The organism is Corallococcus exiguus (genome assembly GCF_009909105.1).
Taxonomy (GTDB): domain Bacteria; phylum Myxococcota; class Myxococcia; order Myxococcales; family Myxococcaceae; genus Corallococcus; species Corallococcus exiguus.
In genome coordinates this window covers 67270-91152 of record NZ_JAAAPK010000018.1, presented here as the reverse complement: position 1 = coordinate 91152, position 23883 = coordinate 67270, and the positions used below count along the sequence as shown (strand labels likewise).

Annotated in this window: 27 protein-coding genes; 17 read left to right on the top strand and 10 right to left on the bottom strand. The window is 69.9% G+C overall.

Features of this window, described 5'->3' with window-relative positions; genetic code table 11:
• Positions 1–18: 18 nt before the first annotated feature.
• Complete coding sequence (locus tag GTZ93_RS40805) at positions 19–1161, bottom strand: hypothetical protein (RefSeq protein ID WP_139920876.1); 1143 nt, start codon at positions 1159–1161, stop codon at positions 19–21.
• Positions 1162–1249: 88 nt separating this feature from the next.
• Here GTZ93_RS40805 and GTZ93_RS40800 point away from each other — a divergent pair, with 88 nt between their 5' ends.
• The 4 genes from GTZ93_RS40800 to GTZ93_RS40785 are packed head-to-tail and all read left to right on the top strand — an operon-like array spanning position 1250 to position 3710.
• Complete coding sequence (locus tag GTZ93_RS40800; RefSeq protein ID WP_139920878.1) at positions 1250–2191, top strand: magnesium transporter CorA family protein; 942 nt, start codon at positions 1250–1252, stop codon at positions 2189–2191.
• A gap of 35 nt (positions 2192–2226) precedes the next feature.
• Positions 2227–3012 (top strand): alpha/beta fold hydrolase, encoded by a 786-nt coding sequence (locus tag GTZ93_RS40795; protein WP_139920879.1) that lies wholly within the window; start codon positions 2227–2229, stop codon positions 3010–3012.
• A 38-nt stretch (positions 3013–3050) separates the two neighbouring features.
• Positions 3051–3320 (top strand): carboxymuconolactone decarboxylase family protein, encoded by a 270-nt coding sequence (locus GTZ93_RS40790; RefSeq protein WP_120580313.1) that lies wholly within the window; start codon positions 3051–3053, stop codon positions 3318–3320.
• Between the two features lie 30 nt (positions 3321–3350).
• The gene (locus tag GTZ93_RS40785) at positions 3351–3710 is read left to right on the top strand and encodes a carboxymuconolactone decarboxylase family protein (protein WP_139920881.1); all 360 of its coding nucleotides are present in this window, start codon (positions 3351–3353) and stop codon (positions 3708–3710) included.
• A gap of 3 nt (positions 3711–3713) precedes the next feature.
• On the opposite strand, the gene GTZ93_RS40780 is transcribed toward GTZ93_RS40785, so the two are convergent.
• From GTZ93_RS40780 to GTZ93_RS40765, 4 genes are all read right to left on the bottom strand, one after another.
• Complete coding sequence (locus GTZ93_RS40780; protein WP_121761183.1) at positions 3714–4094, bottom strand: hypothetical protein; 381 nt, start codon at positions 4092–4094, stop codon at positions 3714–3716.
• A 36-nt stretch (positions 4095–4130) separates the two neighbouring features.
• A complete protein-coding gene (locus tag GTZ93_RS40775) occupies positions 4131–5138 on the bottom strand; it encodes a dipeptidase (protein ID WP_121752228.1) in 1008 nt (335 codons plus the stop codon).
• Positions 5139–5202: 64 nt separating this feature from the next.
• Positions 5203–6336 (bottom strand): serine/threonine-protein kinase, encoded by a 1134-nt coding sequence (locus tag GTZ93_RS40770; RefSeq protein WP_139920883.1) that lies wholly within the window; start codon positions 6334–6336, stop codon positions 5203–5205.
• A gap of 218 nt (positions 6337–6554) precedes the next feature.
• On the bottom strand, positions 6555–7139 hold the full coding sequence (locus GTZ93_RS40765) for an SPFH domain-containing protein (protein ID WP_233597387.1): 585 nt from the start codon (positions 7137–7139) through the stop codon (positions 6555–6557).
• Between the two features lie 336 nt (positions 7140–7475).
• On the opposite strand from GTZ93_RS40765, the gene thiS reads away from it, so the two are divergent.
• From thiS to GTZ93_RS40735, 6 genes are read left to right on the top strand one after another with little or no spacing between them, the layout of a single operon-like run.
• Complete coding sequence (gene thiS / locus GTZ93_RS43350; RefSeq protein WP_120530083.1) at positions 7476–7679, top strand: sulfur carrier protein ThiS; 204 nt, start codon at positions 7476–7478, stop codon at positions 7677–7679.
• A gap of 26 nt (positions 7680–7705) precedes the next feature.
• Positions 7706–8491 (top strand): thiazole synthase, encoded by a 786-nt coding sequence (locus GTZ93_RS40755; RefSeq protein ID WP_120598755.1) that lies wholly within the window; start codon positions 7706–7708, stop codon positions 8489–8491.
• Between the two features lie 2 nt (positions 8492–8493).
• Positions 8494–9108: a thiamine phosphate synthase gene (locus GTZ93_RS40750; RefSeq protein WP_139920885.1), complete on the top strand. Its 615-nt coding sequence runs from the start codon at positions 8494–8496 to the stop codon at positions 9106–9108.
• A 22-nt stretch (positions 9109–9130) separates the two neighbouring features.
• Entirely contained in the window at positions 9131–10174 is a 1044-nt protein-coding gene (locus tag GTZ93_RS40745) for a hypothetical protein (protein WP_139920886.1), read from the top strand.
• Between the two features lie 6 nt (positions 10175–10180).
• On the top strand, positions 10181–11065 hold the full coding sequence (locus tag GTZ93_RS40740) for a DUF4129 domain-containing protein (protein ID WP_161663343.1): 885 nt from the start codon (positions 10181–10183) through the stop codon (positions 11063–11065).
• Positions 11062–12246, top strand: a complete 1185-nt coding sequence (locus GTZ93_RS40735) for a DUF4350 domain-containing protein (RefSeq protein ID WP_139920531.1) — start codon at positions 11062–11064, stop codon at positions 12244–12246. Before GTZ93_RS40740 ends, GTZ93_RS40735 begins: the two co-directional genes overlap by 4 nt.
• 72 nt (positions 12247–12318) lie before the next feature.
• On the opposite strand, the gene exoP is transcribed toward GTZ93_RS40735, so the two are convergent.
• From exoP to exoL, 5 genes are all read right to left on the bottom strand, one after another.
• Positions 12319–13521, bottom strand: coding sequence for a spore coat polysaccharide biosynthesis glycosyltransferase ExoP (gene exoP, locus GTZ93_RS40730; RefSeq protein ID WP_120578266.1), 1203 nt, complete (start codon positions 13519–13521; stop codon positions 12319–12321).
• An 87-nt stretch (positions 13522–13608) separates the two neighbouring features.
• Positions 13609–14670 (bottom strand): glycosyltransferase family 4 protein, encoded by a 1062-nt coding sequence (locus GTZ93_RS40725; protein ID WP_139920529.1) that lies wholly within the window; start codon positions 14668–14670, stop codon positions 13609–13611.
• A gap of 33 nt (positions 14671–14703) precedes the next feature.
• On the bottom strand, positions 14704–15234 hold the full coding sequence (locus GTZ93_RS40720) for a serine O-acetyltransferase (RefSeq protein ID WP_139920527.1): 531 nt from the start codon (positions 15232–15234) through the stop codon (positions 14704–14706).
• Between the two features lie 103 nt (positions 15235–15337).
• A complete protein-coding gene (locus GTZ93_RS40715) occupies positions 15338–16855 on the bottom strand; it encodes an oligosaccharide flippase family protein (RefSeq protein ID WP_139920525.1) in 1518 nt (505 codons plus the stop codon).
• Complete coding sequence (exoL, locus tag GTZ93_RS40710) at positions 16852–18105, bottom strand: spore coat polysaccharide deacetylase ExoL (protein ID WP_306464210.1); 1254 nt, start codon at positions 18103–18105, stop codon at positions 16852–16854. Before exoL ends, GTZ93_RS40715 begins: the two co-directional genes overlap by 4 nt.
• A gap of 410 nt (positions 18106–18515) precedes the next feature.
• Between exoL and ccmA the strand changes: the two genes are divergently transcribed.
• The 7 genes from ccmA to GTZ93_RS40680 are packed head-to-tail and all read left to right on the top strand — an operon-like array spanning position 18516 to position 23849.
• Positions 18516–19181: a heme ABC exporter ATP-binding protein CcmA gene (ccmA, locus tag GTZ93_RS40705; RefSeq protein WP_120578271.1), complete on the top strand. Its 666-nt coding sequence runs from the start codon at positions 18516–18518 to the stop codon at positions 19179–19181.
• Entirely contained in the window at positions 19178–19882 is a 705-nt protein-coding gene (locus GTZ93_RS40700) for a heme exporter protein CcmB (RefSeq protein WP_139920522.1), read from the top strand. Before ccmA ends, GTZ93_RS40700 begins: the two co-directional genes overlap by 4 nt.
• Before the next feature lie 3 nt (positions 19883–19885).
• On the top strand, positions 19886–20599 hold the full coding sequence (ccsA, locus tag GTZ93_RS40695) for a cytochrome c biogenesis protein CcsA (protein WP_120578273.1): 714 nt from the start codon (positions 19886–19888) through the stop codon (positions 20597–20599).
• 2 nt (positions 20600–20601) lie between these two features.
• Complete coding sequence (locus GTZ93_RS42235; RefSeq protein WP_167548723.1) at positions 20602–20772, top strand: hypothetical protein; 171 nt, start codon at positions 20602–20604, stop codon at positions 20770–20772.
• Positions 20773–20776: 4 nt separating this feature from the next.
• Positions 20777–21271, top strand: coding sequence for a cytochrome c maturation protein CcmE (locus tag GTZ93_RS40690; RefSeq protein WP_120578274.1), 495 nt, complete (start codon positions 20777–20779; stop codon positions 21269–21271).
• Positions 21268–23292 carry a heme lyase CcmF/NrfE family subunit gene (locus GTZ93_RS40685; RefSeq protein WP_139920520.1) on the top strand — a complete coding sequence of 675 codons (2025 nt, stop codon included), beginning with the start codon at positions 21268–21270 and terminating at the stop codon, positions 23290–23292. Before GTZ93_RS40690 ends, GTZ93_RS40685 begins: the two co-directional genes overlap by 4 nt.
• Positions 23289–23849: a TlpA family protein disulfide reductase gene (locus GTZ93_RS40680; protein WP_120578276.1), complete on the top strand. Its 561-nt coding sequence runs from the start codon at positions 23289–23291 to the stop codon at positions 23847–23849. Before GTZ93_RS40685 ends, GTZ93_RS40680 begins: the two co-directional genes overlap by 4 nt.
• Positions 23850–23883: the final 34 nt, after the last annotated feature.

The following is a 23883-nucleotide window of genomic DNA, read 5'->3' as shown; positions in this document are numbered from 1 at the left end:
CCTTCACACTCACTGTCTTCACATCACGTCCAGTTGCGCGAGCTGGGACTGGAAGGACTCGATGGTGGAGAGCAGCTCCGGGCCCGTGAGCGTGGCGAGCTTCAGCTTGCGCGCCTTGCGCAGGAACGCGTCCATGGTGGGGTCCCGGCCGTAGAGCGACTGGGCGCTGGCCGCGGCCTCCGCCAGGGCCTTCGCGGACGCGACCGGATCCTTCGTGGACTGGGCCAGCGCGCGCTCCAGGCGCACGCCGCACGCGGCCCACACCTCGCGGTCGTGGAGGATGAGCAGTTGGCGCTGGTTCACCGCCGACAGGCTCCGCACCAGCTCCTCCAGCCCTTCCGTCACCGTCAGCAGCCGTCCCGGCTCGGGGGCGGACTCGAGCGCGAGCGCGCCAATCTCCGCGCGGGCCTCCACGATGTGGCGCTTGTCCTGTGCGCGCAGGTTCCGGTACGCGGCGGTGCGGCCGAAGGCGTCCAGCTCCGTCTGGAGCTGCTGCGCGTTCCACAGCACCTCCTCCGGCTTCGCGTCGCGCACCTTGTTGAGCCGCGCCGTGACGATGCGCGACAGGTCGGACGTGATGGCGCGCACCGTGACGGCCGCCTTCACCTCCGCCTCGTAGCCGGGCACCACCTGGGCGCGAGACACCTCGCCGAAGGTGCTCGCGGACTCGAAGACGAGCTGGCTCATCTGTTCGCGGTAGTCAGACCGGAAGCGTTGGATTTCCGCCAACAGCTGCCAGCGGTCGCTCACCACGGACGGGTTGCGCATGGCCTCGCCCAGCTGGGTGATGCTCTGGGCCAGACTGGCCATGCCCTCCTGGAGTATGGCGGGCACGTCCGCGGGGCCCTTGCGGGACGCGGCCGGCTGCGGCGTGCCGGGGAACTGCTCCCGGATGACGTTGAGCAGCGCGTTGACGTCCATCACCGTGTCGCGGATGACGGGCGCCATCTCCTCCCACAGCGACAGGTCGGGGCTGGCGTCGACGACGGGCGTCTCGTACTTCACCAGGTCCAGGTCGCTCAGCCGGGAGATGGCCTGGGCCGCGGCGAGATACACCGCTCTCAGCCGCGCGGAGAAGGCGCGGTCGGGCAGCGACTGGAGGATTTGTTCGAGCCTCGGGGTCAGGGAGGCCGGCGGTGGATTCTCGGCGGCAGCGGACACGTTGCCCCCACTCTACCGCTCGACATCGCGTCCGGGGAGTTCTAGCAAGCGTCCCGGGCCCGAGGGCTGGGCCGGGGAGTCCACGGAAATGATCCAGGTCTGTCTGTGGGAGGACGGCAGGGCTGTCTCGGGGGGTGAGGAACTGCTCGATAAGCCGGGGCCCAAGTGGATCGACGTCCTGGAGCCGAACGCGGAGGTGCTGGGCCGACTGGCCGAGCGCTTCCAGCTACACCGGCTGGCCGTGGAGGACTGCCTGCACCTGGACCAGCGGCCCAAGCTGGAGGAATACCCGCACCACCAGTTCATCGTGATGCAGGGCTTCAGCTGCGGTTCGGACGTCACGGAGCTCACGCTGCACGAGCACCACTTCTTCCTCGCGCAGGACTGGCTCATCAGCGTGCACGAGCTGCGCCTGCCCAGCCATGACGCCGTCCTACGGCGCGTGAAGGACGACCCCGCGGGCACGCTGGGCCGGGGCGTGGACGTCATCCTCTACATGCTCGCGGACGCGCTCGTGGACGCGCAGTTCCCCATCATGGACGAATTCGGCGACCGGCTGGATGACCTGGAGGACGCCATCTTCGCCGAGCCGGATCCGGAGCACCTGCAGCGCATCTTCCAGCTCAAGCGCGCGCTGGTGACGCTGCGCCGCGTGCTGTCTCCGCAGCGCGACGTGGTGGGCATGCTGTCGCGCCGGGGAATCCCGCAGATTCAAGAGAAGACGACGCTGTACTTCCGCGACGTCTACGACCACCTGATACGGCTGTACGAGCAGATCGACGCCAGCCGTGACGTGGTGGGCAACGTGATGGACGGCTACCTGTCCGTGGTGGCCCAACGCACCAATGACATCAGCAAGCAGCTCACCATCTTCGCCACCCTCTTCCTGCCCCTGTCCTTCATCGTGGGGTTCTTCGGGCAGAACTTCGAACAGTTGACGGGAACGGGCTGGTACGTCGCCATGTGGGTGACCATGGTGGGCTTCCCCCTGGGGCTCGTCGGCTGGTTCAAGTACAAGAAGTGGATCTGACGCCGCCCCCTGCGACGGGCCGCGAGGAGGCACGCATGCTGACGGTCGCCGTGGATGGGATTCCGCTGCACTACCGGGACGTGGGCCAGGGGTTGCCGGTGCTGCTCATGCACGCCTTCCCGCTGGATGGCTCCGCGTTCGACCGGCAGGTGGCCGCGCTGTCAGGGCGCTACCGCTTCCTCGTGCCGGACCTGCGCGGCTTCGGGCAGAGCCAACTGGGTGAAGGCCCCACGGAGATGCGCAAGCTGGCGCAGGACGCGCTCGCGCTGCTGGATGCGTTGAACATCGACACGGCGGTGGTCGGCGGCGTGTCCATGGGCGGCTACGCGGCCCTGGCGCTCCTGCGCGAGGACCCGGGCCGGGTGCGCGGACTGGTGCTTTCGGACACGCAGTGCACCGCGGACGACGCCGCCGGGAAGGACAAGCGCGAGGCCACCGCGCAGCAGGCGCTGAAGGAAGGCACGGCGTCCGTCGTCCAGGGGCTGGTGCCCAAGCTGGTCCACGCGGCGCCGGACTCACTGGTGGGCCGCGAGGTGACGAAGCTGGGGCTGTCCGTTTCACCGGAGTCCATCGCCGCCGCGCAGCGGGGCATGGCGCTGCGGTTGGACAGCAAGGACTTGCTCGCACGCTACGCGGGGCCCGCGCTGGTCGTGGTGGGCGAGCACGACACCGTGACGCCGCTGGCGAAGGCGAAGCAGATGGCGGACCTGGTGCAGGGCGCGCGGCTGGAGGTCATCCCCGGCGCGGCGCACCTGCCGAACCAGGAACAGCCGGAGGCCTTCAACTCGGTGCTGGACAGCTTCCTCGCGTCACTGGCCTGATGGGCGGCATCCCCGTCCTTTCGCCAGGGAAGTGCGCGATGATGAAGTCCCCCGCTCCGGAAAACATGTACCTGCCCGACGTCGAGTCGCACGAGTCCGACGGGCACTACGGGAAGATGATCGCCATGGCGCGGGCCGGGGGCATGACGCCGCCGGGCATCTGGCACCTGTTCGCGTTCAAGCCGCGCATGACGGACGCGCTGTCCGCCTTCACCCACGAGGTGATGCGTGGCCCGTCCCCGCTGTCGGCCGGGCTGCGGGAGCTCATCGCCGCGTACACTTCGCGGCGCAACGCCTGCGTATTTTGAACGGGTTCTCACGCCGCGGTCGCGGCGGAATTGCTGGGCAGCAAGGAGCACGTCCAGGCGGTACTGGACGATGTGAAGACGGCCCCCATCCCGGAGGCCGAGAAGGCGTTGTTCGCCTTCGTGGATCAACTCAACGACGCGCCCGGAGACCTGCGCCGCGAGGACGTGGAGCGCCTGAAGGCGGCCGGCTGGTCGGACGAGGCCGTGTACGACGCGGTCTCCGTCTGCGCCCTCTTCAACTTCTACAACCGGTGGATTGACGGCACCGGCGTCCAGGGCCTCTCACCGGCCATGTACGAACGGTCCGGGAAGCGCATGGCCGCGGGCGGCTACCCGCCCACGCCACCTCCCGGTTCCCCCCCCAGGTCCGGAGGGGAACCGGAGCGCTGAGGCTCACGGCTGGCAGACGACCTGCGAGTCCTGCACGGCGCACGACGAGCAATCCGCCGTCTTCACCAGCACGCCCTGCTGGCACGTGAGGATCGCGGCGCCGTTGGGGCTGCACACGCCCTTGCCCTCCGCGTTCGTGGCGCACCCGTCGTTCTCCTGGTTGAGGGACGTGTCGCACCGCACGCTGTCCGCCAGCTCCCGGCAGCCCAGCGGCCCCCGGCACGCGAGCGGGCGCCAGGTGCCGTTGCGGCACTCCAGTGCCTGCGCGTCGTCCTGGCACACGTAGTCGCCGCCGTCACACGAGTCGCCCGAACCCGGCCCGCCACAACCGGAAAGAAGGAAGAAACCGACGAGAGACAAGAGCGCAAGGGGAAGACGGTTCATGGGTGCCGGCGACTCTTTTCGACAGGTTTTTCGCTGTCAACCGCCGCCGAGCGTCTCGCGAAAGTAACGCCGGAAGTTGCCACCCATCACACGTTCCACCCACGACTCCGGGTGTCGTTTGAGCAGGGCTTCCGTGAGTCGCGGCAAATCCGTCACATCCCGCATGCCCCGGGGCAGCGCCACCATGCCGTCGTAGTCGCTGCCCACGCCCACGCCCTCCTCCCCCATCACGTCCACGGCGTGCTCCACGTGGCGGACCACGTCGTCCCACGTGTCGCCGCCCAGGTACACCGGCGCCAGGATGATGCCCACCACACCGCCGCGCTGGGCAATGGTGCGCAGGGCCGCGTCGGACAGGTTGCGCCAGCCGCCGCCCGCCGCGCGCACGCCCGTGTGCGAACAGAAGTAGCGCACCGTGGGGTGCGCGAAGAGGTCCGTGAGCGTCTGCTCGGAGGCGTGCGCCACGTCCACGCTCATTCCCAGGCGGGCCATCTCCTCCATCACCTGGTTCCCCAGCGGCGTCAGCCCCCGGTTGCCCATCATGGGAAAGGACGAACCGCCCAGGTCGTTGTTGGACAGGTGCGTGAGCCCCATGAAGCGCACTCCGCGCCGGTGCAGCTCCTCGATCCGCTCCACCTGGCCTTCAATCGCGTGGCCGCCCTCCACGCCCAGCACCGCGGATAGCCGCCCGTGCGCGAGGTTGTCCTCCAGCGCCGCCCCCGTGGTGGCGACACGCACGGTGTCCCCGGAGCGGGCGCAAAAGGAGTCCAACTTTTCAATCTGCCAGAGCGCGCGAGTCCACTCGCTGCCGCGCGCCTCGCGGGGCCACTTGCGCCACGCGGCGAACAGCGGGAAGCCGCCAATGAACGGGAAGCCCCGGGTCACCAGCGTAAAGCACTGCAGCTTCACCCCCGCCTCGCGCAGGCGGGGGAAGTCCACGTGCCCCTCTGTCGACCGCTCGCACAGGTCGCGGTTCCACATCAGCGAATCCGCGTGTCCGTCCGCGATGCACCACTGGCGATGCAGCTCCTTCACGTCACCCATGCCAGCAGTCTTCGCCACGCCCTCCCGCGATGACAAGCGCCCCGGGACATCCCCCCGTCACACCTCACGTCCAGTCCGCGCCGTCGTCATCGCAGCCGTCCCAGAGGTCATCCTCCAGCGGAAGCCCCGCCTCCGCCGCTCCCGCCGGGCCCACGAGCGCGTCCGTGCGCACCTCCGACACCTCGCGCAGCGCTTCCGGGGGACCATAGGGCCGCCCTTCCGCGTTCAGCAGGCCCCGGAGCGCATCCCGCAGCTCCGCGCCCGTCTGGAAGCGCAGGTCGCGGTCGCGCTGGAGCACCCTCTGGAGCACGGCCCGCATTCCCGGCGAAAGCCCCCGCGTGGCCTGCTCCACGTGCGCCGGTGTCAGGCACGCCATGCGCGCGGCCATCAGCGGCGCGGGGAGCCAGCTGGGTGTCTCCGCGCACAGCCCGCGCGTTCCAGGCACGGGCTGGGCCTGCTGCGCGGCGCGCTCCACGTCGTCCAGGTCCAGCAGGTGCAGCCCGGTGAGCAGCTCCAGCAGCACCATCCCCAGGGAGAACAGGTCCGCGCGGCCATCCAGCGGCAGGCCCTCCAGCGCCTCTGGCGAGGCATAGGCCACGTCCCCGCGCACGAGCCCCGGCTCCGTCACCACGCGCCCGGGCAGCCGCGACCACGCGAGCGCGAAGTCCGACAGCCGCACCCGCCCGTGCACGTCCACGCGCAGGGAACGGGGGCTGATGTCGCGGTGGACCACCCCCACGGGCAGGCCGCGCGAGTCCTCCAACGCATGGGCGTGATGGAGCGCGTCCGCCACCTCCGCGCCCACGTACGCGGCGAACGCCTCCGAGAAGGGCCGTCGCCGCAGCGCCGCGAAGCTGGACAGCGTCTCCAGGCACGGCCCGTCCACGTACTCCGTCACCAGATGGGGCGCGCCGTCGTGCACCCGCACCAGGTACACCGGCGCGATGGCCGGGTGGGACAGCCGCATGAGCAGCTTCACCTCTTCCCGCAGCCGCGCCCGCGCCACGTCATCCGTCACGTCGCGCAGGCGCTTGATGAGCACCAGTCCGCCCGGCGTGCGCGCGTAGTGCCGGCGGGCGAGCAGCAGCTCCCCTCCGGCGCGCGACCCCAGGTAGCGCACCAGCTCATAGGACGTGGCCCCGGTGGTGAAGAGGATGAACGGCCGGGACGCGGAGGACGCGGGGGGATGGGTGGCCATCGTGGGTGACGCTCCTGACGAAGAGGCGCTTCCCGGGGGTGGGAAGGCATGAGGAACTCCTCACGCCCGCGTCCTACCACCCGGGTCAGACATCCCCATCCGACCCCACCGGGCATCTCCCGACTAAAAAGGAAACGGCCCCCACCGCGAGGGTGGGAGCCGCCGCCTTCAAGTATTTTCCCCAGTCCGGAAAGACAGAGGCGCGTGAGGCGCGGGGATTACTTGTCCAGCTTCTTCACCGCCGCCACCAGGGTGACGTCGCGGGCGACCATGTCCTTGCCGTCCATCACGTAGGAGGCGCGCACCTGCGAGCCTTCCTTGATGTCGTCCAGCTTCACCGCGCGGCTGCCATTGTCCATCAGCGCGGTCCGGTCATTGGTCTTGATCTTCAGTTCCTTGTTGGTGCTGTCCACCAGCGTCAGCGTGTCACCGGACTTGGCGATCACGCGGCCGTTGACGGTGGTCGCCGCCGCGGCGCTGGTGGTGCCGGCCATGCCGGAGCCGCCCTCGGCCAGGTCCTCATTCCGGTTGGCCTGGGCCTCGGCCAGGTCCTGCTCCTCGTCGCGGACGTCCTCGTTGGCGCTGGCGATCTTGTCGTTCGCGTCCTGACGGGCCTCCGCGATGTCCTCGTTGGCGTCATGCTGCGCCGACGCCATCTCCTGGTTCTCGTCCTGACGCGCCTCCGCCGTCTCCTGCGCCGCTTCCTGACGGGCCTCGGCGACATCCTCGCGCTGCGCCTGGACGTCATCCTTCTTGCAGCCGGTGACCATCGTCAGACCCGCGACCGCCGTAACCGCAATCATGAGCTTCCGCATGTGTGACCGCCCCCTGTGAGTGTGTTCTTGAGTGCCGGTGATTTGTTCCCCGGCGTTGGGCAGAAACTGGTCGCTCCCCCCGTACCTGCACAGCGCTTGGCAACGCATGGAGCCATGAGCAGGGGCGGCCCGCGCACGAGGAAGGCCCTGGCCGCTCGCCTGCTGGGGAAGCGGAACAAAACGCATTCGAGCGCGAAAAATCCGTTCCAGTGCGCTGAAGCAGGCCTTTTGCGTGGGGGAGGCTGTGCGTTGACAGGGCAGAACCGCCCTTGTACTGGCACCGGCGGGTCCCGACCGACGGGGACCGGAAGGAGCCGTGAGGCCGTGAACGTGTGGGTCAACGGAGAAGCGCGGACGCTGCCAGAGGGCAGCACCCTTTCGTCCCTGCTGGCGCTGTTGGAGCTGGGCAGCGGCCCGGGGGTGGCAGTGGAGGTGAACGCGGAGGTGGTGCGCCGCGCCCGTCACCCCGAGCACCGGCTCCAGGACGGGGACCGGGTGGAGATCGTCACCTTCGTGGGTGGCGGGTGAGTGCAGGCCCTGGAGAGGAGACGGTCATGAGCGGTATCGCGGACAAGCCTTTCACGCTGGCGGGGGTGACGTTCACCTCGCGGCTCATCGTCGGGACGGGGAAGTACCCCAGCCACGAGGTGATGAAGCAGTGCCACGAAGCGTCGGGCGCGGAGCTCGTCACGGTGGCGGTGCGGCGGTTGGACCTGAAGGCGACGGGCGAGGCGTCGCTGATGAACTGGATCGACCGCAACAAGATGCGCCTCTTGCCCAACACGGCGCTCTGCTACACGGCGGACGACGCGGTGCGCACGTGCCGGCTGGCGGAAGAGCTGGGCATGAGCAAGTGGGTGAAGCTGGAAGTGCTTGGCGACGAGAAGACGCTCTACCCGGACGTCGAGGAGACGGTGAAGGCCGCTCGCATCCTGGTGAAGGAAGGCTTCACGGTGCTGCCGTACACCAGCGACGACCCCATCACCGCGCGCAAGCTGGAGGACGCGGGCTGCGCGGCGGTGATGCCGCTGGCGGCGCCCATCGGTAGCGGGCTGGGCATCCGCAACCCGCACAACCTGCGGCTCATCCGCGAGGTGGTGAAGGTACCGGTCATCGTGGACGCGGGCGTGGGCACGGCGTCCGATGCGGCCATCGCGATGGAGCTGGGCGTGGACGCGCTGCTCATGAACACCGCCATCGCGGGCGCGAAGGATCCGGTGCGCATGGCCGTGGCCATGAAGAAGGCGGTGGAGGCCGGCCGCGACGCGTTCCTCGCGGGCCGCATCCCGCGCAAGGCGTACGGCTCCGCGTCCAGCCCCATCGAAGGGCTCGTGGAGTAGCGGTGCCCGTCCTGCCCCGCCTCGTGGTCATCACGGACTGGCGGCTGCCCCGGGCGCGGTTGCTCACCGCGCTGGAGCGGGCGCTGGAGGCGGGGCCGGACGTCGCCGTGCAGCACCGTCACCCAGAGGCCTCCGGGCGGCTGTTCCTGGAGGAGGCCCGGCTCCTGGCGGACGTGTGCCGGGGCCGGACGCTGTTCGTGAATGGCCGGATGGATGTCGCGCTGCTCGTGGGCGCGCACCTGCATCTGCCCGCTTCTGGCCCTTCTCCCCGCGACGTGCGCCCGTTCCTGCCCGCGGACCGGTGGGTGAGCGTGGCGGTGCATGACGCACGCGAGGCGGGTGCCGCGGTGGGCGCGGACCTGGCGCTGGTGAGCCCCGTGTTCGCTCCGGGGTCCAAGCCGGGGGACACGCGCGACACGCTGGGGCCTCATGGCTTCAGGGGGCTCGCGGAGCGGTTGCCCTGCCCTGCCCTGGCGCTAGGGGGGATGACGCCGGAGCGGGCCCGGGAGGTGCCGGGGGCCTGGGGCGTCGCGGTCATCTCCGCCGTGCTGGAGGCGGAGGATCCGCGCGCGGCGGCCCGGGCGTTGCTGGACGCATGCCGGCCCCCGCGCGATTGAGGCGGCGCTATGCTGCGCGGCCGTGACGCCATCCCCGACCTCCGTTGAGCTGCGCCCGCTCGCCATCGGAGAAATCATCGACCGCGCGGCGACGTTCTGGCGCGCTCACCTGAAGCCCCTGTTCGTGCTGGTCCTGGGGTTCGACCTGCTTAACTACATCGCGGTCAAGGCGTTCACCGTCGCGATGACGCGCACGGTGGGCGTGTTGCCCGGGCTGGGTGGGGCTCCCGCGGGTACGGACCCCACGCAGGCCCTGACCCAGTCCGGCATCGTGATGGGGCTGATGCTCGTGCTGTACACGTTCCTGGTGTGGAACTTCTGGGTGGCCACCACGGCGGCGGCCCGGTACGTGATTCCCGCGCGGCTGGGTGAGCCGGTGCGTCCCTCGGAAGGCCTGCGGCGGGCCGTGTCGCGCCTGGGCACGTTGACCGCGACCTACCTGCTGTCCATCGCGTGGGCCGCGGGGGTGACGCTCCTGCTGTGCCTGCCCGGCTCGCTCGTCATGGGGATGGGCGTGGTCGCGGCCGTCACCGGCAAGGGCACTGGCGGCGGAACGGTGCTCAGCATCGCGTTGATCATCATCGGCGCCATCGTGCTGGGCCTGGGGGCGCTGGCGGCGGTGCTCTGGTACTTCCTGCGCTTCATGCTCCTGCCCCCCGTGCTGGCCATGGAGGACGTGGGCGCGTGGGCGGCCTTCAAGCGCTCCGGGGCCCTGCTGAAGGGGCGTGTCGAGCCGGGCTTCATGGGCCGGGGCACGGTGCGGGCCATGGTGCTGTCCACGGTGGTGGGCGGCATCCTCATCGCGGTGAGCCTGGTGTCGGGGCTGCCCGCGTGGATCGTCCGGCTCGCCTACGGTGGCAACCTGTTGGATCCGGCGTCCCAGGCGGCCATTCCTCAGGCGCTGCTCGTCCCCGCGGAGCTGTTGCAGGTGGTGGGGCAGTCCTTCTTCACGCCGCTGAGCTTCGTGGTGTCCGCGTTCTTCTACGTGGACATGCGCGTGCGCCGCGAGGGCCTGGACCTGGAGCGGCGCATCGCGACCGCGGAGCCGGCGACGCCGTCCCCCTGACAACCCGTGCCCGCCCTGCCCCTGCTCCTCCTGCTGGCTGCCCTGCCCCCGTGCGCTGACCGGGAGGCCGTGTCGCGCCGGCTCGAGGACACGGCGCGCTCGCGGCCCGCCGCGTTCAACGCGGAGGTGAACCGGTTGATGGAGGCGCTGGACGGAGTGCCCCTGCCGCCCGGAACCTCCGGCCAGACGGAGCCCGACCGTGCACGGCAGCTCACCGTGTACCTGGAGGCCGTGTGCGCTCTGGACGCGGAGCCGGCCGTATCGCCCGGCGTGACGAGCGAGCCGGAGCGGCTGCGCGCCATCCTCGACCGGCCGGAGTTCGCGAGAGCCCGGCAGCGCAACAGCGACCTGCTGACGCGCCTCTTGCGCGAGCTGCAGACCTGGCTGGAGGGCCTCTTCGAATCCCGGGGGGCGCAGGGCTTCGCGGTGGCCACGCGCGCGGTGATGCTGGGCCTGGCGCTGGCGGTGGTGTTGTTCGGCGTGCTTCGGGTGCGCTGGCGCCGGAGCAAGAAGACCGTCACCGCGCAGGGAGTGGAAGGTGAAGCCGCGCCCCTGGAATTGGACACGCCTGGAGAACACCTGGGCCGGGCGCGCACCGCGCTGGAGACGGAGGACGCGCGCGAGGCCATCCGCGAAGGCTTGCTGGGCCTGCTGTCCACGCTGGAGCAGCGCAAGCTGGCGCGGCCGGACCGCGTGAAGACGAACCGCGAGCTCGCCGCGGAGCTGCCCACTCGAGGCGCCCCCGCGCGCGTGACGGGTGAAGTGGAGCGGCTGGTCGGTTGGTACGACCGGGCCTTCTATTCGCTGGAGCCGGTGTCGCGCGAAGAGGCCACCCGCTTCGTGGAGTCCGTGGAGCAGTTGCACGGCTCGCTCGCGGAGGTCCGACCGTGAGGAACGCGCGCGTCGCGATCGTCCTGGGCTTGATGATCGCCGTGGCGCTGGCGGTGGGCCTTGCCTCGCACGAGGCCCCGCCGGACTCGCCCGTGCCATCCATCACGAACCCGGGCCCGCTGGGGCTCAAGGCCCTCTTCGTCTACCTGGAGGAACGCGGACGGGACGTCAGCGCGCAGACGACATCCCTGGACTCGATTCCCGCCGACACGCGCACGCTGGTCATCGCCGCGCCGCAAGCCCAGCCCGTGACGAAGGAAGAAGTCGCCGCATTGGAGCGCTTCGTCCGAGGCGGCGGCACGCTGGTGTATCTGTCTCCGCATGCGCTGGCGGAACACCAACCGGGCATGGAGGACTGGCTGCACATCACCTCGGGCGCACTGCCCGGTACGAACCACCAGGGCCTTGCCTCCGAATGGGTGGATCCCGCCGGCGTCACCGTGGACGTGTGGCTGCCCGCTGGCGCGCTGCGCGACCTGTCGCTCCTGCGCGTGGCCCGGGATCGGAGCCTGCGAGTAGAACACGGAGACGCGGTGCCGCTGGCGGGCCTGGGCGGCGCGAGCGTGCTGTGGCGCTGGGGCCTGGACCAGGGCGAGGTCTACGTCGCCGCGGGCCCGGACCTCGCGGAGAACCGGCGACTGGAGCTGCTCGACAACCTGCGCTTCTGGGATGCGCTCGCCGCGCGCGGCCCCCTGCGCTTCGACGAGTTCCACCACGCCGTCATCACCCGCCCGCCCCTATCCCAGGGCCTCTGGGTCTTCATCGCGCAGAGCCTCGCCGTGGGGCTCGTCTACGTCGTCTCCCGAGGCACGCGCTTCGGCGCGCCCCGGCCCGTGCGCGTGGAGCGGCACCGCTCATCTCGCGAGTACGTGCGCTCCCTGGGCTGGCTCATGCGCCGCGCGAAGGTGGAGGCGGAGCTGTTGCCGGAGCTCGACACCGGCCTGCGACGCCTGATGCACGAGCGCCTGGGCATTGCCCCTTCCCTGCCGGACGCGGAGGCCGCGCGCCTCCTGGCGGAGACCTGCGGCATCCCCGCGCGCGACTACCTGGACGCGAAGGAAGACCTCGTGCGCACGCGGGAGCGCACACCCATCCGCCCCGCCGACTACACCCGCCTCGCTCGCCGCTACGCCCTGCTGGAGCGCCGCGTGACGGGTCGCGCTGGCGATCTCCAGGAATGACGAAGGCGCGGTGTCCGGCGCGCTCACACGCTCCGGACCCGCGCCCTCTTGTCGCCCGGTACCGGACCGGACCTACAGCTTCTTGCCCGCCGCGAGCATCGCCTCACCCACGTGCTGGCGGATCTCCGTGACGCGCGCCTCCCAGCTCTCGTGGAAGATCTTCTCCGCGCGCTCCCGGTTCGGGCCCGGGTTGTCCGCCAGCGCCGCGTTGACCTGCTTCACGTAGTCCTCCGGCGTGGTGGCGATGCGGCACAGGCCCACCTTGCGGACCTCCGGCAGATCCGACGACACCACCGGCAGGCCGGACGCCAGGTACTCGCGCACCTTCAGCGGGTTGGAGTTCAGCGTCAGCTCGTTGATGACGAACGGGTTGAGCGCCACGTCGAACGCCTTGTTGTAGCCCGGCAGGTCCGCGTACGGCTTGCGCCCCAGCATGTGGATGTTGGGCACCGCGCGCAGGCGGCTGTCGTCGCAGTCCGGCGTCGTCTTGCCCACGATGACCACCGAGCCCTCCGGGTGCGCCTTCGCGCACGCGATGATGGCGTCCTGATCAATCCAGTCCGCCACCAGCCCGAAGAAGCCGATGATGGGCTTGGGCAGCTTCGCGATGTCCTCCGGAATCTTCGTCGCCGGGTCGCACGCCTTCACGAAGTGCGCGTGGTCCGTGCCGTGACGCACCAGCACCGTGCGCGGGTTCATGCGCTTCTTGTTCTCATACAGGCGCTCCGCGGACGTGATGCACATGTCCGCGCGGCGCAGCAGGCGCTCCTCCAGCTCCGCGATGTGCTTGCCGTTGGTGTCGCTGAACGCGGAGAACTCGTCCACGCAGTGGTACACGACGAAGTCCTCGCCCAGCGTGCCGGACACCGGCGCGGACGCGGGCAGGAAGCTCCAGGAGATGGGGCGCTCGAACTTCAGCTGCTTCATCGCGCGAAGCACCTGGAGCCGCAGCAGGTGGCGGTTCGCCTGGCGCACCGTCTCCGAGCCGTAGAACGGAATCGCCAGCGGCGCGAGCACGTGCAGGTTGGGCTCCACCTCGCGGATGCCCTGGGTGAACGTCTTCAGCTTCTTGATGATCCGCTGCGCGTCGTGCGCGTTCGCCTTGGGCGCGCGGTTGCCAATGCTGTTCACCCACAGCACGCGGTTGTCCCGCGAGAGGATCCGCATGATGTGGACCTTCGACAGCGGATCCCCGTCCCAGTCGTTGGAGAACACCACCAGGTCCCGCCCACGAAGGGCCCGCTTCGACAGGTCCATCTCTTCACTGCGCCGCATCGTCTTCTCCTGAAGTCAAAAGTTCCGTGCTGAAAGCCCTGAAGCGCGCCCTCTCACTCGAAGGCGCCCCAACCCGTCCCCACTCCGTCACGCCGCGTTCACGGTTCCTGCACCTGCCATGCCGGACGGCATCAACTCCGCGTACATGTCCAGCATCACCGGCCCCGCATCCGGAGCCGTCACCTTCGCCGGGCCCGCCGCCAGCGCGTCGCGCACCGCCTGCGCCAGCGCCCGCTCGTCCCCGGCCTTGAACAACCGCGTGCCCTCCGGCCGAGCGCACACGTCGCTGGCCACGCACGGCACGCCCAACGCCAGCGCCTCGCGCACGGAGATGGAGTCCCCGTCGTGCGTCGTGGGCCGGATGAAGGCGTCGCTCTGGGACAAGAGCCCCAGCGCCTTCGCGTGCTCCAGCTCGCCCAGGTCCTCCAGCAGCCCCGCCACGCCCAGCTCGCGCGCGTCGCGGATGAACTCTTCCGAGCGCGTGCCCGGCCCGAACAGCGCCAGGCCCACGCCCGGGTGCGTCTCCGCCACGAGCTTCAGCGCGCGGAACATCTGCTTGCGCCCGTACACAGGCGACGGGTGGTGCGCCATCGCGAGCAGCGGACCGCGCCGGGACCGCGCTGCCTCCACCTCCGGCGTCACCGGACCGGGCCGCACCTGCGAACCGCAGAAGGCCGGATGCACCACGACCTTCTCCTCCGGCACACCGCACGCGACCACCGCGTCGCGCACCGCCGGGGACACCGCCACCACCCGCGCGTAGCCCGCCAGCGCCGTGCGCGCGAACACGCGCCGGGCCTGCGACTCCGCCAGGTAGTCAGGAATCAGCCCCGAGTGCAGCGTGATGACGCGCGGCGAGCGAGGCCCGGGCATGGTGCCCACCAGCGCCGCCAGCACCCACGCCTTCGGGTTGTTGCCGCTGGTGTGCAGGTGGACCGTCCAGCCCGCGGAGGTGAATCCCGCGAGCCGCAGGCCGAAGGCGGCGGCGCCGTGTACGGGGAGGACGTCCGGAGCCGGCCGGCCACCCTTCCCGATATCGAGCACCTTCGCTTCGACCTCGCGGTCGCGCAGAAATTGATGGAGTTGACGGACGTGGATGGCCACGCCCCCGTACGGCGGCGGGTAGTCCCCGACGAGCAGCACGCGCATGAAGGAAGCCCCTTGCCCAACGAAGCGAAGTGCCTAGCGCGCGGAAGCCTGCGCGGAGGGACGTGGGACCTGGGTGAGTTTCGGCGGCGCACGCGTGGGCAACAGGCCCATCTCGCGCTGGTACGTGGTGAGCGGATCCGCGTCCTGCCGGATGAGCTTCGCGGGCACGCCCGCGACCACCGCGCCCGAGGGCACGTCCTTCACCACCACCGCGTTGGCGCCAATCACCGCGAAGTCGCCCACGTGGATGTTGCCCAGCACCTTGGCGCCCGCGCCGATGCGCACGTAGTCGCCAATCACCGGCGCGCCCTCCAGCCCGGAGCGTCCGCCAATCGTGACCTGCTGCGAGATGAGCACGTGTCGGCCCACCTTCGCCGCCTTGTGGATGACCACGCCGATGCCGCCGTAGCCCAGCTGCGTCCCCTCGCCGAGCTCCGCGTCTTCAGGGATGTAGGAGCTGTGCAGGTAGTAGATGGCCTTGCGCAGAACGGCGGGCAGCAACGGCACCCCTCGCTTCTTCAGCCCATGAGCCATCCGGTACAGCGTCATCGCGTCGAATCCCATCACGCCTCTCCTCGCCCACATCCGAACTCCGTGACGCCTGGAAGGTAGGTACCCACGCGTGGGGAGGGAAGTGCCCCCCACGCGTGCGATACCCGACGGTGGATCAGGCCGCCCGGCGGGGACGGAGGGACTGCAATGCGCTCCACGGGCGAACGCCTTGCGCATACAGACCCACCACGTACCCCACCACGAAGAGCAGCCCCGCCACCGCCAGTGGCAGCACCCGCCACAGGAAGCCCGTGGGCAGGTTCATCCACGTGTCATGCACGCCGGTGCGCAGCAGGAAGATGCTCCCGCCCGCCGCGACAGCCGCCAGCGACGCCTGCCCCAGCTCCCGCCACGGGATGACGTCCGTGAGCCCCAGCTTGCGCTCGGGCGTGGACAGCGCTCGGGGCACGCGGATGAGCAGCATGCCCTTGCCCACCACCTCCGCCAGCGCCCAGGACGCGATGCCGCCCATCATCCCGAAGTGCTTCACGCCGAACCACAGGAGCGGCACCGTCACCACCGCCTTCACCAGGTACGACGCGAAGATGGCCCGCGTCTGTCCCCGGGCCCGGAGCGTCCCGTCCATGGGCAGGATGGACAGCACCACGCCCAGCACGCTCACCCGGAAGATGGGGACCGCGGGCAGGAACTTCTGGCCGAACATGGCCCCCACGAACTCCGGCGCCGCCGCGAAGAGGAACGCCGCGAACGGCAGGAACACGTACGCCAGCTTTCCAGCCGCTTCCCGGAAGGCCTCCACGCCCTCCTCCAGCCGGCCCTCGCGCTCCAGTTCGCCCAGGCGCACCATCAGCACCTCGCTGGTGGGCGTGTAGAGCAGGTCCACCACCGGCAGCTGGAAGCAGCCCACCCGGTAGAGCGCGTACACCGCGGGGGCCACCACGCCCGCCACCGCGTACATGTGCGCGTTCTGCTGGGGGATGGCCAGGAACATCGCCGCGCCGAAGGGCGCCGCGTACACCAGCTGCTCCTTGAACAGCTTCCAGTCCACCAGCGGCCCGGTGGAGCCACGCAGCGACACCACCCACGTGGCCACGTAGCGCAGGCCCGCGAAGCAGGCCACGGCGATCATCATCCCGTGCAGGGAGAAGCCCAACAGCGGCGGCAGCACCATCACGCCGGAGCGCACCGCGTCCGACGCCAGGTACACCACCGCGGACGCCTTCGTCTTCCCCTGGCTGGTGAGCGAAATCTCCAGCGGGTAGCTGCCCAGGAAGAACGCCGTGTAGAGCGCCAGCGCCGCGCGGTGCTCCATCAGCGCCGGGTTGTTGAAGTAGGCCGCCACATGGCCCAGGAAGAACCACACCAGGCCCGCCGCCACGACGCCCGCGCCCGTCACGAAGAGCAGCGCGTGGCCCAGGTACGGCCGCTTCGCCTCCGCGCGGGGCAGGAAGTAGTAGAGGCTCTGCGCCACGCCGAACGGCAGCACGTACGACAGCGTCGTGGCGATGAGGAACAGCTGGTAGTAGGTGCCGTACTCGTCCAGGCGAAGCACCCGGGCGAGCACGAGTGGAATGGACAGCGTCAGCCCCGCGGTGAACAACCGGGCCAACACCAACGGGCCGGCCCGCCCCAGGAACGACGGGGACGGGGCCGGCTTGGGTGACACACTCACTGGAGCTCCTCCGGCTGCGCCGCCTCCGGGGCAATGGCCACGTTCGGCGCCACCACGACCTGCGCACCCGTCACCGCGGCCGCAACCCGCGGATCCGTCACGATCACCGGCGCTGTCACGTCCACGACTTCCACCGGCGTCGCCTTCGCGAGCGCGACCTCCGCGGCGGCCGCCTCCTGGACCAGGATGTTGGGGGCGCCGCTGACGGCCGGAGAGAGAATGTGCGGACGGTGGCCCAGCACCGGGTGGCTCATGCCCAGCACGCCGAAGCAGTCATCGAACTGGCACACCGTGAGTGCAGACGAGTAGTCCCCCATCATCCCCAGGCTGAAGTTCTCCCACATCACCTTGCGCTTGAGGGCGAACGGGTCGCCGCCCACGCGGTTGGGCAGGTCCTCCGTGGTGACGCCCGAGCGGAAGCCGTTCTGCTTGAGCACGCGGATCATCTCGTCCGAGTACCAGCCGTTGCAGTACGCGAAGTCCTTCACCTGGACACCGACCTCGCGCTCGATGGTCTGCTTGGACTCGACGATCTCCTTCTCCACCACCGCCGTGGGCTCCAGCGTCAGCACCGTGTGGCCCAGCGTGTGCGCGCCGAACTCGAAGCCGTCGCGCGCCATCTGGCGCACCTCGTCCCAGTTCATCACGTCGCCCTGCTCGGGCATCAGGTCCGAGCCGCCGCCCAGCTGCCGCTCCAGCGCGTCGATGATGCCCGTGAGCACGCGCGTGGGGTGCTCTCCGATGAAGTCGTCCAGCGCCGCGGACGTCGTCTTCTGCCCGGAGAGGATGGGCCCCAACAGCTGCACGGACGGGCCGGGCATGGTGGAGTAGTCCGGGCGGAACCGGCGCTCCTGCACGCAGCGCAGCAGGTGGAACAGCCGGTCGTGGTTGAAGCGCTTGTCCGTGTTGATGAACGCGGTGGGCAGGTAGGTGATGGCCGGCACGCCCATCTGCTTCAGCACCGGGTACGCATGCCGGTACACGTCGCGGTAGCCGTCATCGAACGTCACCACGAACAGGTCCTTCTTCGCGGCGCGGCGGCCCGCCATCACGTCCACCGCGTCACCCAGGCTCGCCAGCTCGAAGCCCGCCGCGTGCGCCTGCTCCAGGTGACGACGGAACGTCTCCTGGGAGATGAGCAGCCCCGGGATGGAGCGCTGCAGCTCCCCCGTGAAGTCGCTCACCACGCGGTGGTAGCTCACGATGAGGATGCGCCGGCCACCCGACTGCGAACGGCGGTACGCCGCCATCGCCTTGCGCGCCCCGCTGTAGTGGAGGAACCCCGCCGCCGCCGCCTTCGCCGCCCGCCGCAACACCCTGCCTGCCATCACGCCTCCCTCGCGGCTTTCGCCGTCTGCCCGCTCCCCCCAATGGAACGGGCCCCGCGCCGCCTGTGTGCATGCTGGATGCCAGGGCAGGTAGGTGGTGGAAATCACCCGTAACCCCGGGAAACCCCGTGCCTCCAAGGGCAGGAACGCCCCTTTGGAGGTCGTACCTGGGTGTACCAGGGCAGTCGCGCGCCCACCCGTGGCGAAAACCTTTCAGTCCCCCGGCGAAAGCGGCGGAAGAAGCAGGCGTAAATTCTTCTTGTCCTCCGGCGGGCGACCCCAGGGGTTTCACTGGTGAACAACGGGGTTTCCGGCTACGAAACGGCCCGCCGATGCCCCCTCTCCCCTCTGGTTCAGCGCCCGCGCTCGCCCTCCACGACGTGAGCAAGCGCTATGGGCGTCGGTGGGCGCTGGCGCGGCTCACCTACGCGCTGCCCGCCGGCCGTTCGCTGCTGCTCACCGGCCACAACGGCTCCGGGAAGACGACGCTGTTGCGCCTCGTCGCCACCGCGCTCGGGCCCACCGCGGGCCGCGTGGAGGTGCTGGGCCGGGACGCCGTGCAGGACCGTGAAGCCGTGCGCCGCGACGTGGCGCTCCTGTCCCACGCCAGCTTCCTCTACGAGGACCTGACCGCGCAGCAGAACCTGATGGTGCTGGGGCGCCTGCTGGGCGTTGACGCGCCGCAGGACGTCGCGGACGCGCTGCTCAACCGCGTGGGCCTCAACCGCCGCACGGACAGCCCGGTGCGAGGCTTCAGCGCGGGCATGCGCAAGCGCTTGGCCATCGCGCGACTCCTGATGAAGGCCCCGGCCCTGGCGCTCCTGGACGAGCCCTTCGGTGAGTTGGACCCGGCGGGCATCCAGGACATGGAGGGCGTCATCGCGGAGCTGAAGGCGGGCGGAACCACGGTGGTGCTGGCCACGCACCTCATCGAGCAGGGCCTGAGCCTGTGCGAGGAGCGGCTGCACCTCCAGGACGGCCGGGCGGTGGCGGCATGAGCCCCCCGAACACGAAGCGCCGCCCGGGCCTGCTGACGACGACGCTCGTCCTGATGCGCAAGGACCTGCTCATCGAATGGCGCACCCGCGCGCGGCTCAACGCGCTGGTGTTCTTCGCCATGGCCACGCTGCTGCTCTTCTCCTTCGCGCTGGGCCCGGACACGAAGTTGCTGGAGCGCAACGCGGGCGGCTACCTGTGGCTGGCCATCCTCTTCGCCAGCGTGCTGTCCCTGGGCGAGTCCTTCCGCGTGGAGACGGAGAACGCCTGCCTGGACGGCGTGCGGCTGGCCCCGGCGGACGCGCGCGCCATCTTCCTGTCCAAGGCGCTGGGCAACGCCCTGCTGCTCCTGGCGCTGGCGGTGGTGCTGGTGCCGGTGATGGTCGCCCTCTATGGCGTGCGCATCGTCACCGGGGTCGGTGACCTGGCGGGCATCCTGGTGCTGGGCAGCATGGCGCTCAGCGCTCCGGGGACCGTGTACGCGGCCATCTCCAGCAATGCCCGGGCCCGGGATGTGCTGCTGCCTCTGCTATTGTTCCCGCTCGTCATCCCAGCCCTCCTCTCCGCCGCCAAGGGCACCACGCTCGTACTCCAGGGTGACCCGATGCAGCAGTTGGGCTCATGGCAGGGGCTTCTGCTGGGGTTCAATCTGATTTACTGGGGCGTGGGCTTCTTGCTGTTTCCCCGGGTCATCGAGGACTGAAGGATGAACAAGTTCGTCAAGTTTGGCCTGCCGGCGGTGACGCTGGCGCTGCTGGGCGCGGGCTGGTGGCTGGGCCTTGCGTGGGCACCGCCGGACCGGGAGATGGGCGAAGTACAGCGCATCATGTACGTCCACGTGCCGCTCCAGTGGATGGCCATGATGGCCATGTTCATCAACTTCGTGGCCGCGGTGACGTACCTGCTGCGTCAGTCATGGAAGACGGACGCGATGGCGGAGGCCTCGGCGGAAATCGGCCTGCTCTTCGGCACGCTGGGCATGATCACCGGCTCCATCTGGGGCCGCCCCACCTGGGGCGTGTACTGGTCGTGGGACCCCCGCCTGACGTCCGAGGCCATCCTGCTGGTGTCCTACACCGGCTACCTGGTGCTGCGGCGCTTCGTCGAAGACCCGGAGAAGCGCGCGGTGTGGAGCGCGGTGGTGGCCATCATTGGTGCCATCAACCTGCCCATCGTGTGGTTCTCCGTGCGCTGGTGGCGCAGCCTCCATCAGGTGCAGTCCAGCCCCAAGACGGTGGACCCGCAGATGGTGCTGCCGCTGCGCGTGTCGGCGTTCGGCATGCTGGCGCTGCTCATCGTCTTCATGGTGCACCGCTACCGCATCGCGCTCGCGGAGCGGCAGGCGGAGGTGGCGCTGCCGGACGCGCTGCCCTCGGATGACCCCGCGCAGCGCGCGACCCATTCCTCGAAGGTGGCCTGAACATGACCTCGCTGACGTCGCTGATGCTGCTGGCCCAGGTGGGCAGTGGCCGTGTCCAGGGTGGTTGGGGATACGTGGGGGCCTGCTACGGCATCTCCGTGGCCGCCTTCGTGCTCTACTCAGTGTCCCTCTGGGCGCGCCGTCCCCGCGCCGCTGCCGATTCGAAGGAGTGAGCCCATGACGCCCGTCAACCGCAACCGCCTCATCGCGCTGGGAGCCCTGCTCTTCGCCGGCGCTGGCCTTGGCTTCATCGCCTTCGGCAACATCGGGGACAACCTCGTCTACTACTGGAGCCCGTCGGAGCTGATCTCCAACGGCGACAAGGCCTACACGGCCACCATCCGCCTGGGCGGCGTGGTGCAGCCGGGCAGCATCCAGTGGAATGAAGGCCACACCACGCTGGACTTCCGCGTGGCGGACGGCCCGGACGCGAACGCGAAGAGCGTGCACGTGCGCTCGCTGGAGACGCCCCCGCAGATGTTCCGCGAGAAGATCGGCGTCGTGGTGGAGGGCACCTACGACAAGTCCGGCGTCTTCACGTCCAACCGGCTGATGGTGAACCACTCCAACGAGTACCGCGCGCCCAAGGAAGGCGAGGAGCCGCGCAAGTGGCAGGACACGCTGGCTGAAGGTGCCACCACCGCGACCGCGACGCCGCCGGGGGCGCCGTGAACGGAATGTTGGGCTATGGGCTGGTCCTCGCGGGCCTGGCCTTCGCCGCGTTCGGCGCCATTCTGGGCCTGGTGGGCGGCATGCGCCGCAACGACGCCAGCTACCCCTGGGTGCTGCGCGCGGTGTGGGGCTTCGCCGCGTGCATGATCGGCAGCAACCTGGTGATGGTGGAAGCGCTCATCAACCACGACTTCAGCGTGAAGTACGTGGCCCAGGTGGGCAGCCGCGCGACGCCGCTCATCTACACCATCGTGTCGCTGTGGAGCGCGCTGGAAGGCTCCATCCTCTTCTGGGGCCTCATCATGGGCGTGTACCTGGCGGCGTTCGCCTGGGTGCACCGCAAGGAGCACGCGCGCTACATGCAGCTGGCGCTGGGCACCATGCTGGCAGTGGGCGTCTTCTTCGCCTTCCTCATCGCGGGCCCCGCCAACCCCTGGGGCGCCGTGTCGCCGGTTCCGGCGGACGGTCCAGGCCCGAACCCGCTGCTGCAGAACCACTTCCTGATGATCATCCACCCGCCCATGCTCTACGCGGGCTACGTGGGCATGACGGTGCCGTTCGGCGTCGCCGTGGCGGGCCTGCTGCGCGGGGAGATTGGTGAAGCGTGGATGGCGCCCCTGCGGCGCTGGACGCTCATCGCGTGGATGTTCCTCACGCTGGGCATCGTGCTGGGCTCGTGGTGGGCGTACGCCGTGCTGGGCTGGGGCGGTTACTGGGCGTGGGATCCGGTGGAGAACGCGTCGTTCCTGCCGTGGCTGACCGCGACGGCGTTCATGCACTCCACCATGGTGCAGGAGCGCAAGCGGATGCTGAAGCTGTGGACGCTGAGCCTCGCGCTCGCGTCGTTCGTGCTCACCATCCTGGGCACGTTCATGACCCGCTCCGGCATCTTCAACTCGGTGCACTCGTTCACCCAGTCGGACATCGGGCCCACGTTCCTGGTCTTCATCGCCGTCCTGCTGGTGGTGTGCATTGGCCTGCTGGCCACGCGCGGCCACCTGCTGGCGCCGGAGGGCCGGCTCTCGTCGCTGCTGTCGCGCGAGGCGAGCATCCTGGTGAACAACCTGGTGTTCGTGGCCATCACCTTCACGGTGCTCCTGGGCACGCTCTACCCGCTGGTGTCGGAGGCCGTGCGCGGCATCCGCGTGAGCGTGGGTGAGCCGTACTTCAACAAGATGGCGGTGCCGGGCGGCATCGCGGTGCTCTTCCTGATGGGCGTGGGCCCGGTGCTGCCGTGGGGCACGCCGGACAAGGCCACGCTGCGCCGGCAGTTCCTCATCCCCGCGGCGGTGGGCGTGGTCATCACCATCGCCTGCTACGCGGCGGGGCTGCGCGGTGTGTACCCGCTGCTCACGTTCGGCCTGGCGGGCTTCGTCACCCTCATCACCCTGCGGGAGCTGGTGGTGCCGGTGCGCGTGCGAATGACGGAGCGCAAGGAGGGCTTCGTCACGGCGCTGACCACCGCGACGAGCAAGTCGCGCCGGCGCTTCGGCGGCTACGTGGTGCACCTGGGCATCGTGCTCATCATCGTCGCCGTGGCGGCCTCCAGCGCGTACGTGAAGCACACGTCCGGCACGCTGAAGAAGGACGGCACCATGATGCTGGACGGCTACCAGCTGAAGTACCTGGGCCTGTCCAGCGGCGAGGAGCCGCACCGCACCTTCGTCGCCGCGCGCCTGGAGGTGACGGCGCCCAACGGCGACGTGACGGAGGCGCGCCCGCGCATGAACTACTACGAGCGGAGCACGGACCCCGTGGGCACGCCCGCGGTGCGTGAGTCGCCGAAGGAGGACCTGTACATCTCGCTGATGGCCTTCAGCGAGACGACGGGCACGGCGAGCTTCAACGTCTGGGTGTTCCCGCTGGTGGGATGGATCTGGTACAGCCTGCCGCTCCTGATGCTGGGCACGCTCATTGCCGTATGGCCTTCGCGCCGGGCGGCGGTGCTGCGCGCGGACGCGCCGACGGTGGGAGCTTCGCCTCCCCTGCCGGGCACGGACGCCGAGCGGGGTGCGGCATGAAGCGCTGGCGGCTTCCGCTGGTGTTCGCCGCGGTGGGGGCGGCGCTGCTCTTCGTCCTCTTCCAGGGCTTCGGGCGGAACCCTCACGAGGTGCCCTTCATGCTGAAGGGTGCGGCCGCGCCGGACTTCACACTCAAGCCGCTGGACGGCGGCGACGCCGTGAAGCTGGCGGACCTGAAGGGCCGCCCGGTGGTCATCAACTTCTGGGCGTCGTGGTGCGGGCCCTGCAAGTACGAACACCCGGTGCTCGAGTGGGGCGCGCGCGAGCTGGGCTCCCAGGCCGTGTTCATGGGCGTCGTCTTCGAGGACACGGAGCCCAACGCGCGCGACTTCCTGCGCCGCATGGGCGCGAGCTTCCCGCAGCTGATGGATGAGCGCTCGCGCATGGCGGTGGACTACGGCGTCGCGGGCGTCCCGGAAACGTACTTCATCGACGCGCAGGGCATCATCCGCGGCAAGCACGTGGGTCCCATCGACCCGAAGACGCTGGCCACCCGGGTGCAGGAGCTGACCCAGCCGGCGGCCCGTCCCACCGCGGAAGCCGCGCGTCAAAACTGAGTCAACTTGCGCCCGCTTGGAAGGCAGGCACCCG

What these genes read in the sequence shown, in the direction of transcription:
- GTZ93_RS40800 (WP_139920878.1), top strand. Translation starts at nt 1,250, where the DNA reads ATGATCCAGGTCTGTCTGTGGGAGGACGGCAGGGCTGTCTCGGGGGGT.
- GTZ93_RS40795 (WP_139920879.1), top strand. Translation starts at nt 2,227, where the DNA reads ATGCTGACGGTCGCCGTGGATGGGATTCCGCTGCACTACCGGGACGTG.
- GTZ93_RS40790 (WP_120580313.1), top strand. Translation starts at nt 3,051, where the DNA reads ATGATGAAGTCCCCCGCTCCGGAAAACATGTACCTGCCCGACGTCGAG.
- GTZ93_RS40780 (WP_121761183.1), bottom strand. Translation starts at nt 4,094, where the DNA reads ATGAACCGTCTTCCCCTTGCGCTCTTGTCTCTCGTCGGTTTCTTCCTT.
- GTZ93_RS40775 (WP_121752228.1), bottom strand. Translation starts at nt 5,138, where the DNA reads ATGGGTGACGTGAAGGAGCTGCATCGCCAGTGGTGCATCGCGGACGGA.
- GTZ93_RS40770 (WP_139920883.1), bottom strand. Translation starts at nt 6,336, where the DNA reads ATGGCCACCCATCCCCCCGCGTCCTCCGCGTCCCGGCCGTTCATCCTC.
- GTZ93_RS40765 (WP_233597387.1), bottom strand. Translation starts at nt 7,139, where the DNA reads ATGATTGCGGTTACGGCGGTCGCGGGTCTGACGATGGTCACCGGCTGC.
- GTZ93_RS40755 (WP_120598755.1), top strand. Translation starts at nt 7,706, where the DNA reads ATGAGCGGTATCGCGGACAAGCCTTTCACGCTGGCGGGGGTGACGTTC.
- exoP (WP_120578266.1), bottom strand. Translation starts at nt 13,521, where the DNA reads ATGCGGCGCAGTGAAGAGATGGACCTGTCGAAGCGGGCCCTTCGTGGG.
- GTZ93_RS40725 (WP_139920529.1), bottom strand. Translation starts at nt 14,670, where the DNA reads ATGCGCGTGCTGCTCGTCGGGGACTACCCGCCGCCGTACGGGGGCGTG.
- GTZ93_RS40720 (WP_139920527.1), bottom strand. Translation starts at nt 15,234, where the DNA reads ATGGGATTCGACGCGATGACGCTGTACCGGATGGCTCATGGGCTGAAG.
- exoL (WP_306464210.1), bottom strand. Translation starts at nt 18,105, where the DNA reads ATGGCGGCGTACCGCCGTTCGCAGTCGGGTGGCCGGCGCATCCTCATC.
- ccmA (WP_120578271.1), top strand. Translation starts at nt 18,516, where the DNA reads ATGCCCCCTCTCCCCTCTGGTTCAGCGCCCGCGCTCGCCCTCCACGAC.
- GTZ93_RS40700 (WP_139920522.1), top strand. Translation starts at nt 19,178, where the DNA reads ATGAGCCCCCCGAACACGAAGCGCCGCCCGGGCCTGCTGACGACGACG.
- ccsA (WP_120578273.1), top strand. Translation starts at nt 19,886, where the DNA reads ATGAACAAGTTCGTCAAGTTTGGCCTGCCGGCGGTGACGCTGGCGCTG.
- GTZ93_RS42235 (WP_167548723.1), top strand. Translation starts at nt 20,602, where the DNA reads ATGACCTCGCTGACGTCGCTGATGCTGCTGGCCCAGGTGGGCAGTGGC.
- GTZ93_RS40690 (WP_120578274.1), top strand. Translation starts at nt 20,777, where the DNA reads ATGACGCCCGTCAACCGCAACCGCCTCATCGCGCTGGGAGCCCTGCTC.
- GTZ93_RS40680 (WP_120578276.1), top strand. Translation starts at nt 23,289, where the DNA reads ATGAAGCGCTGGCGGCTTCCGCTGGTGTTCGCCGCGGTGGGGGCGGCG.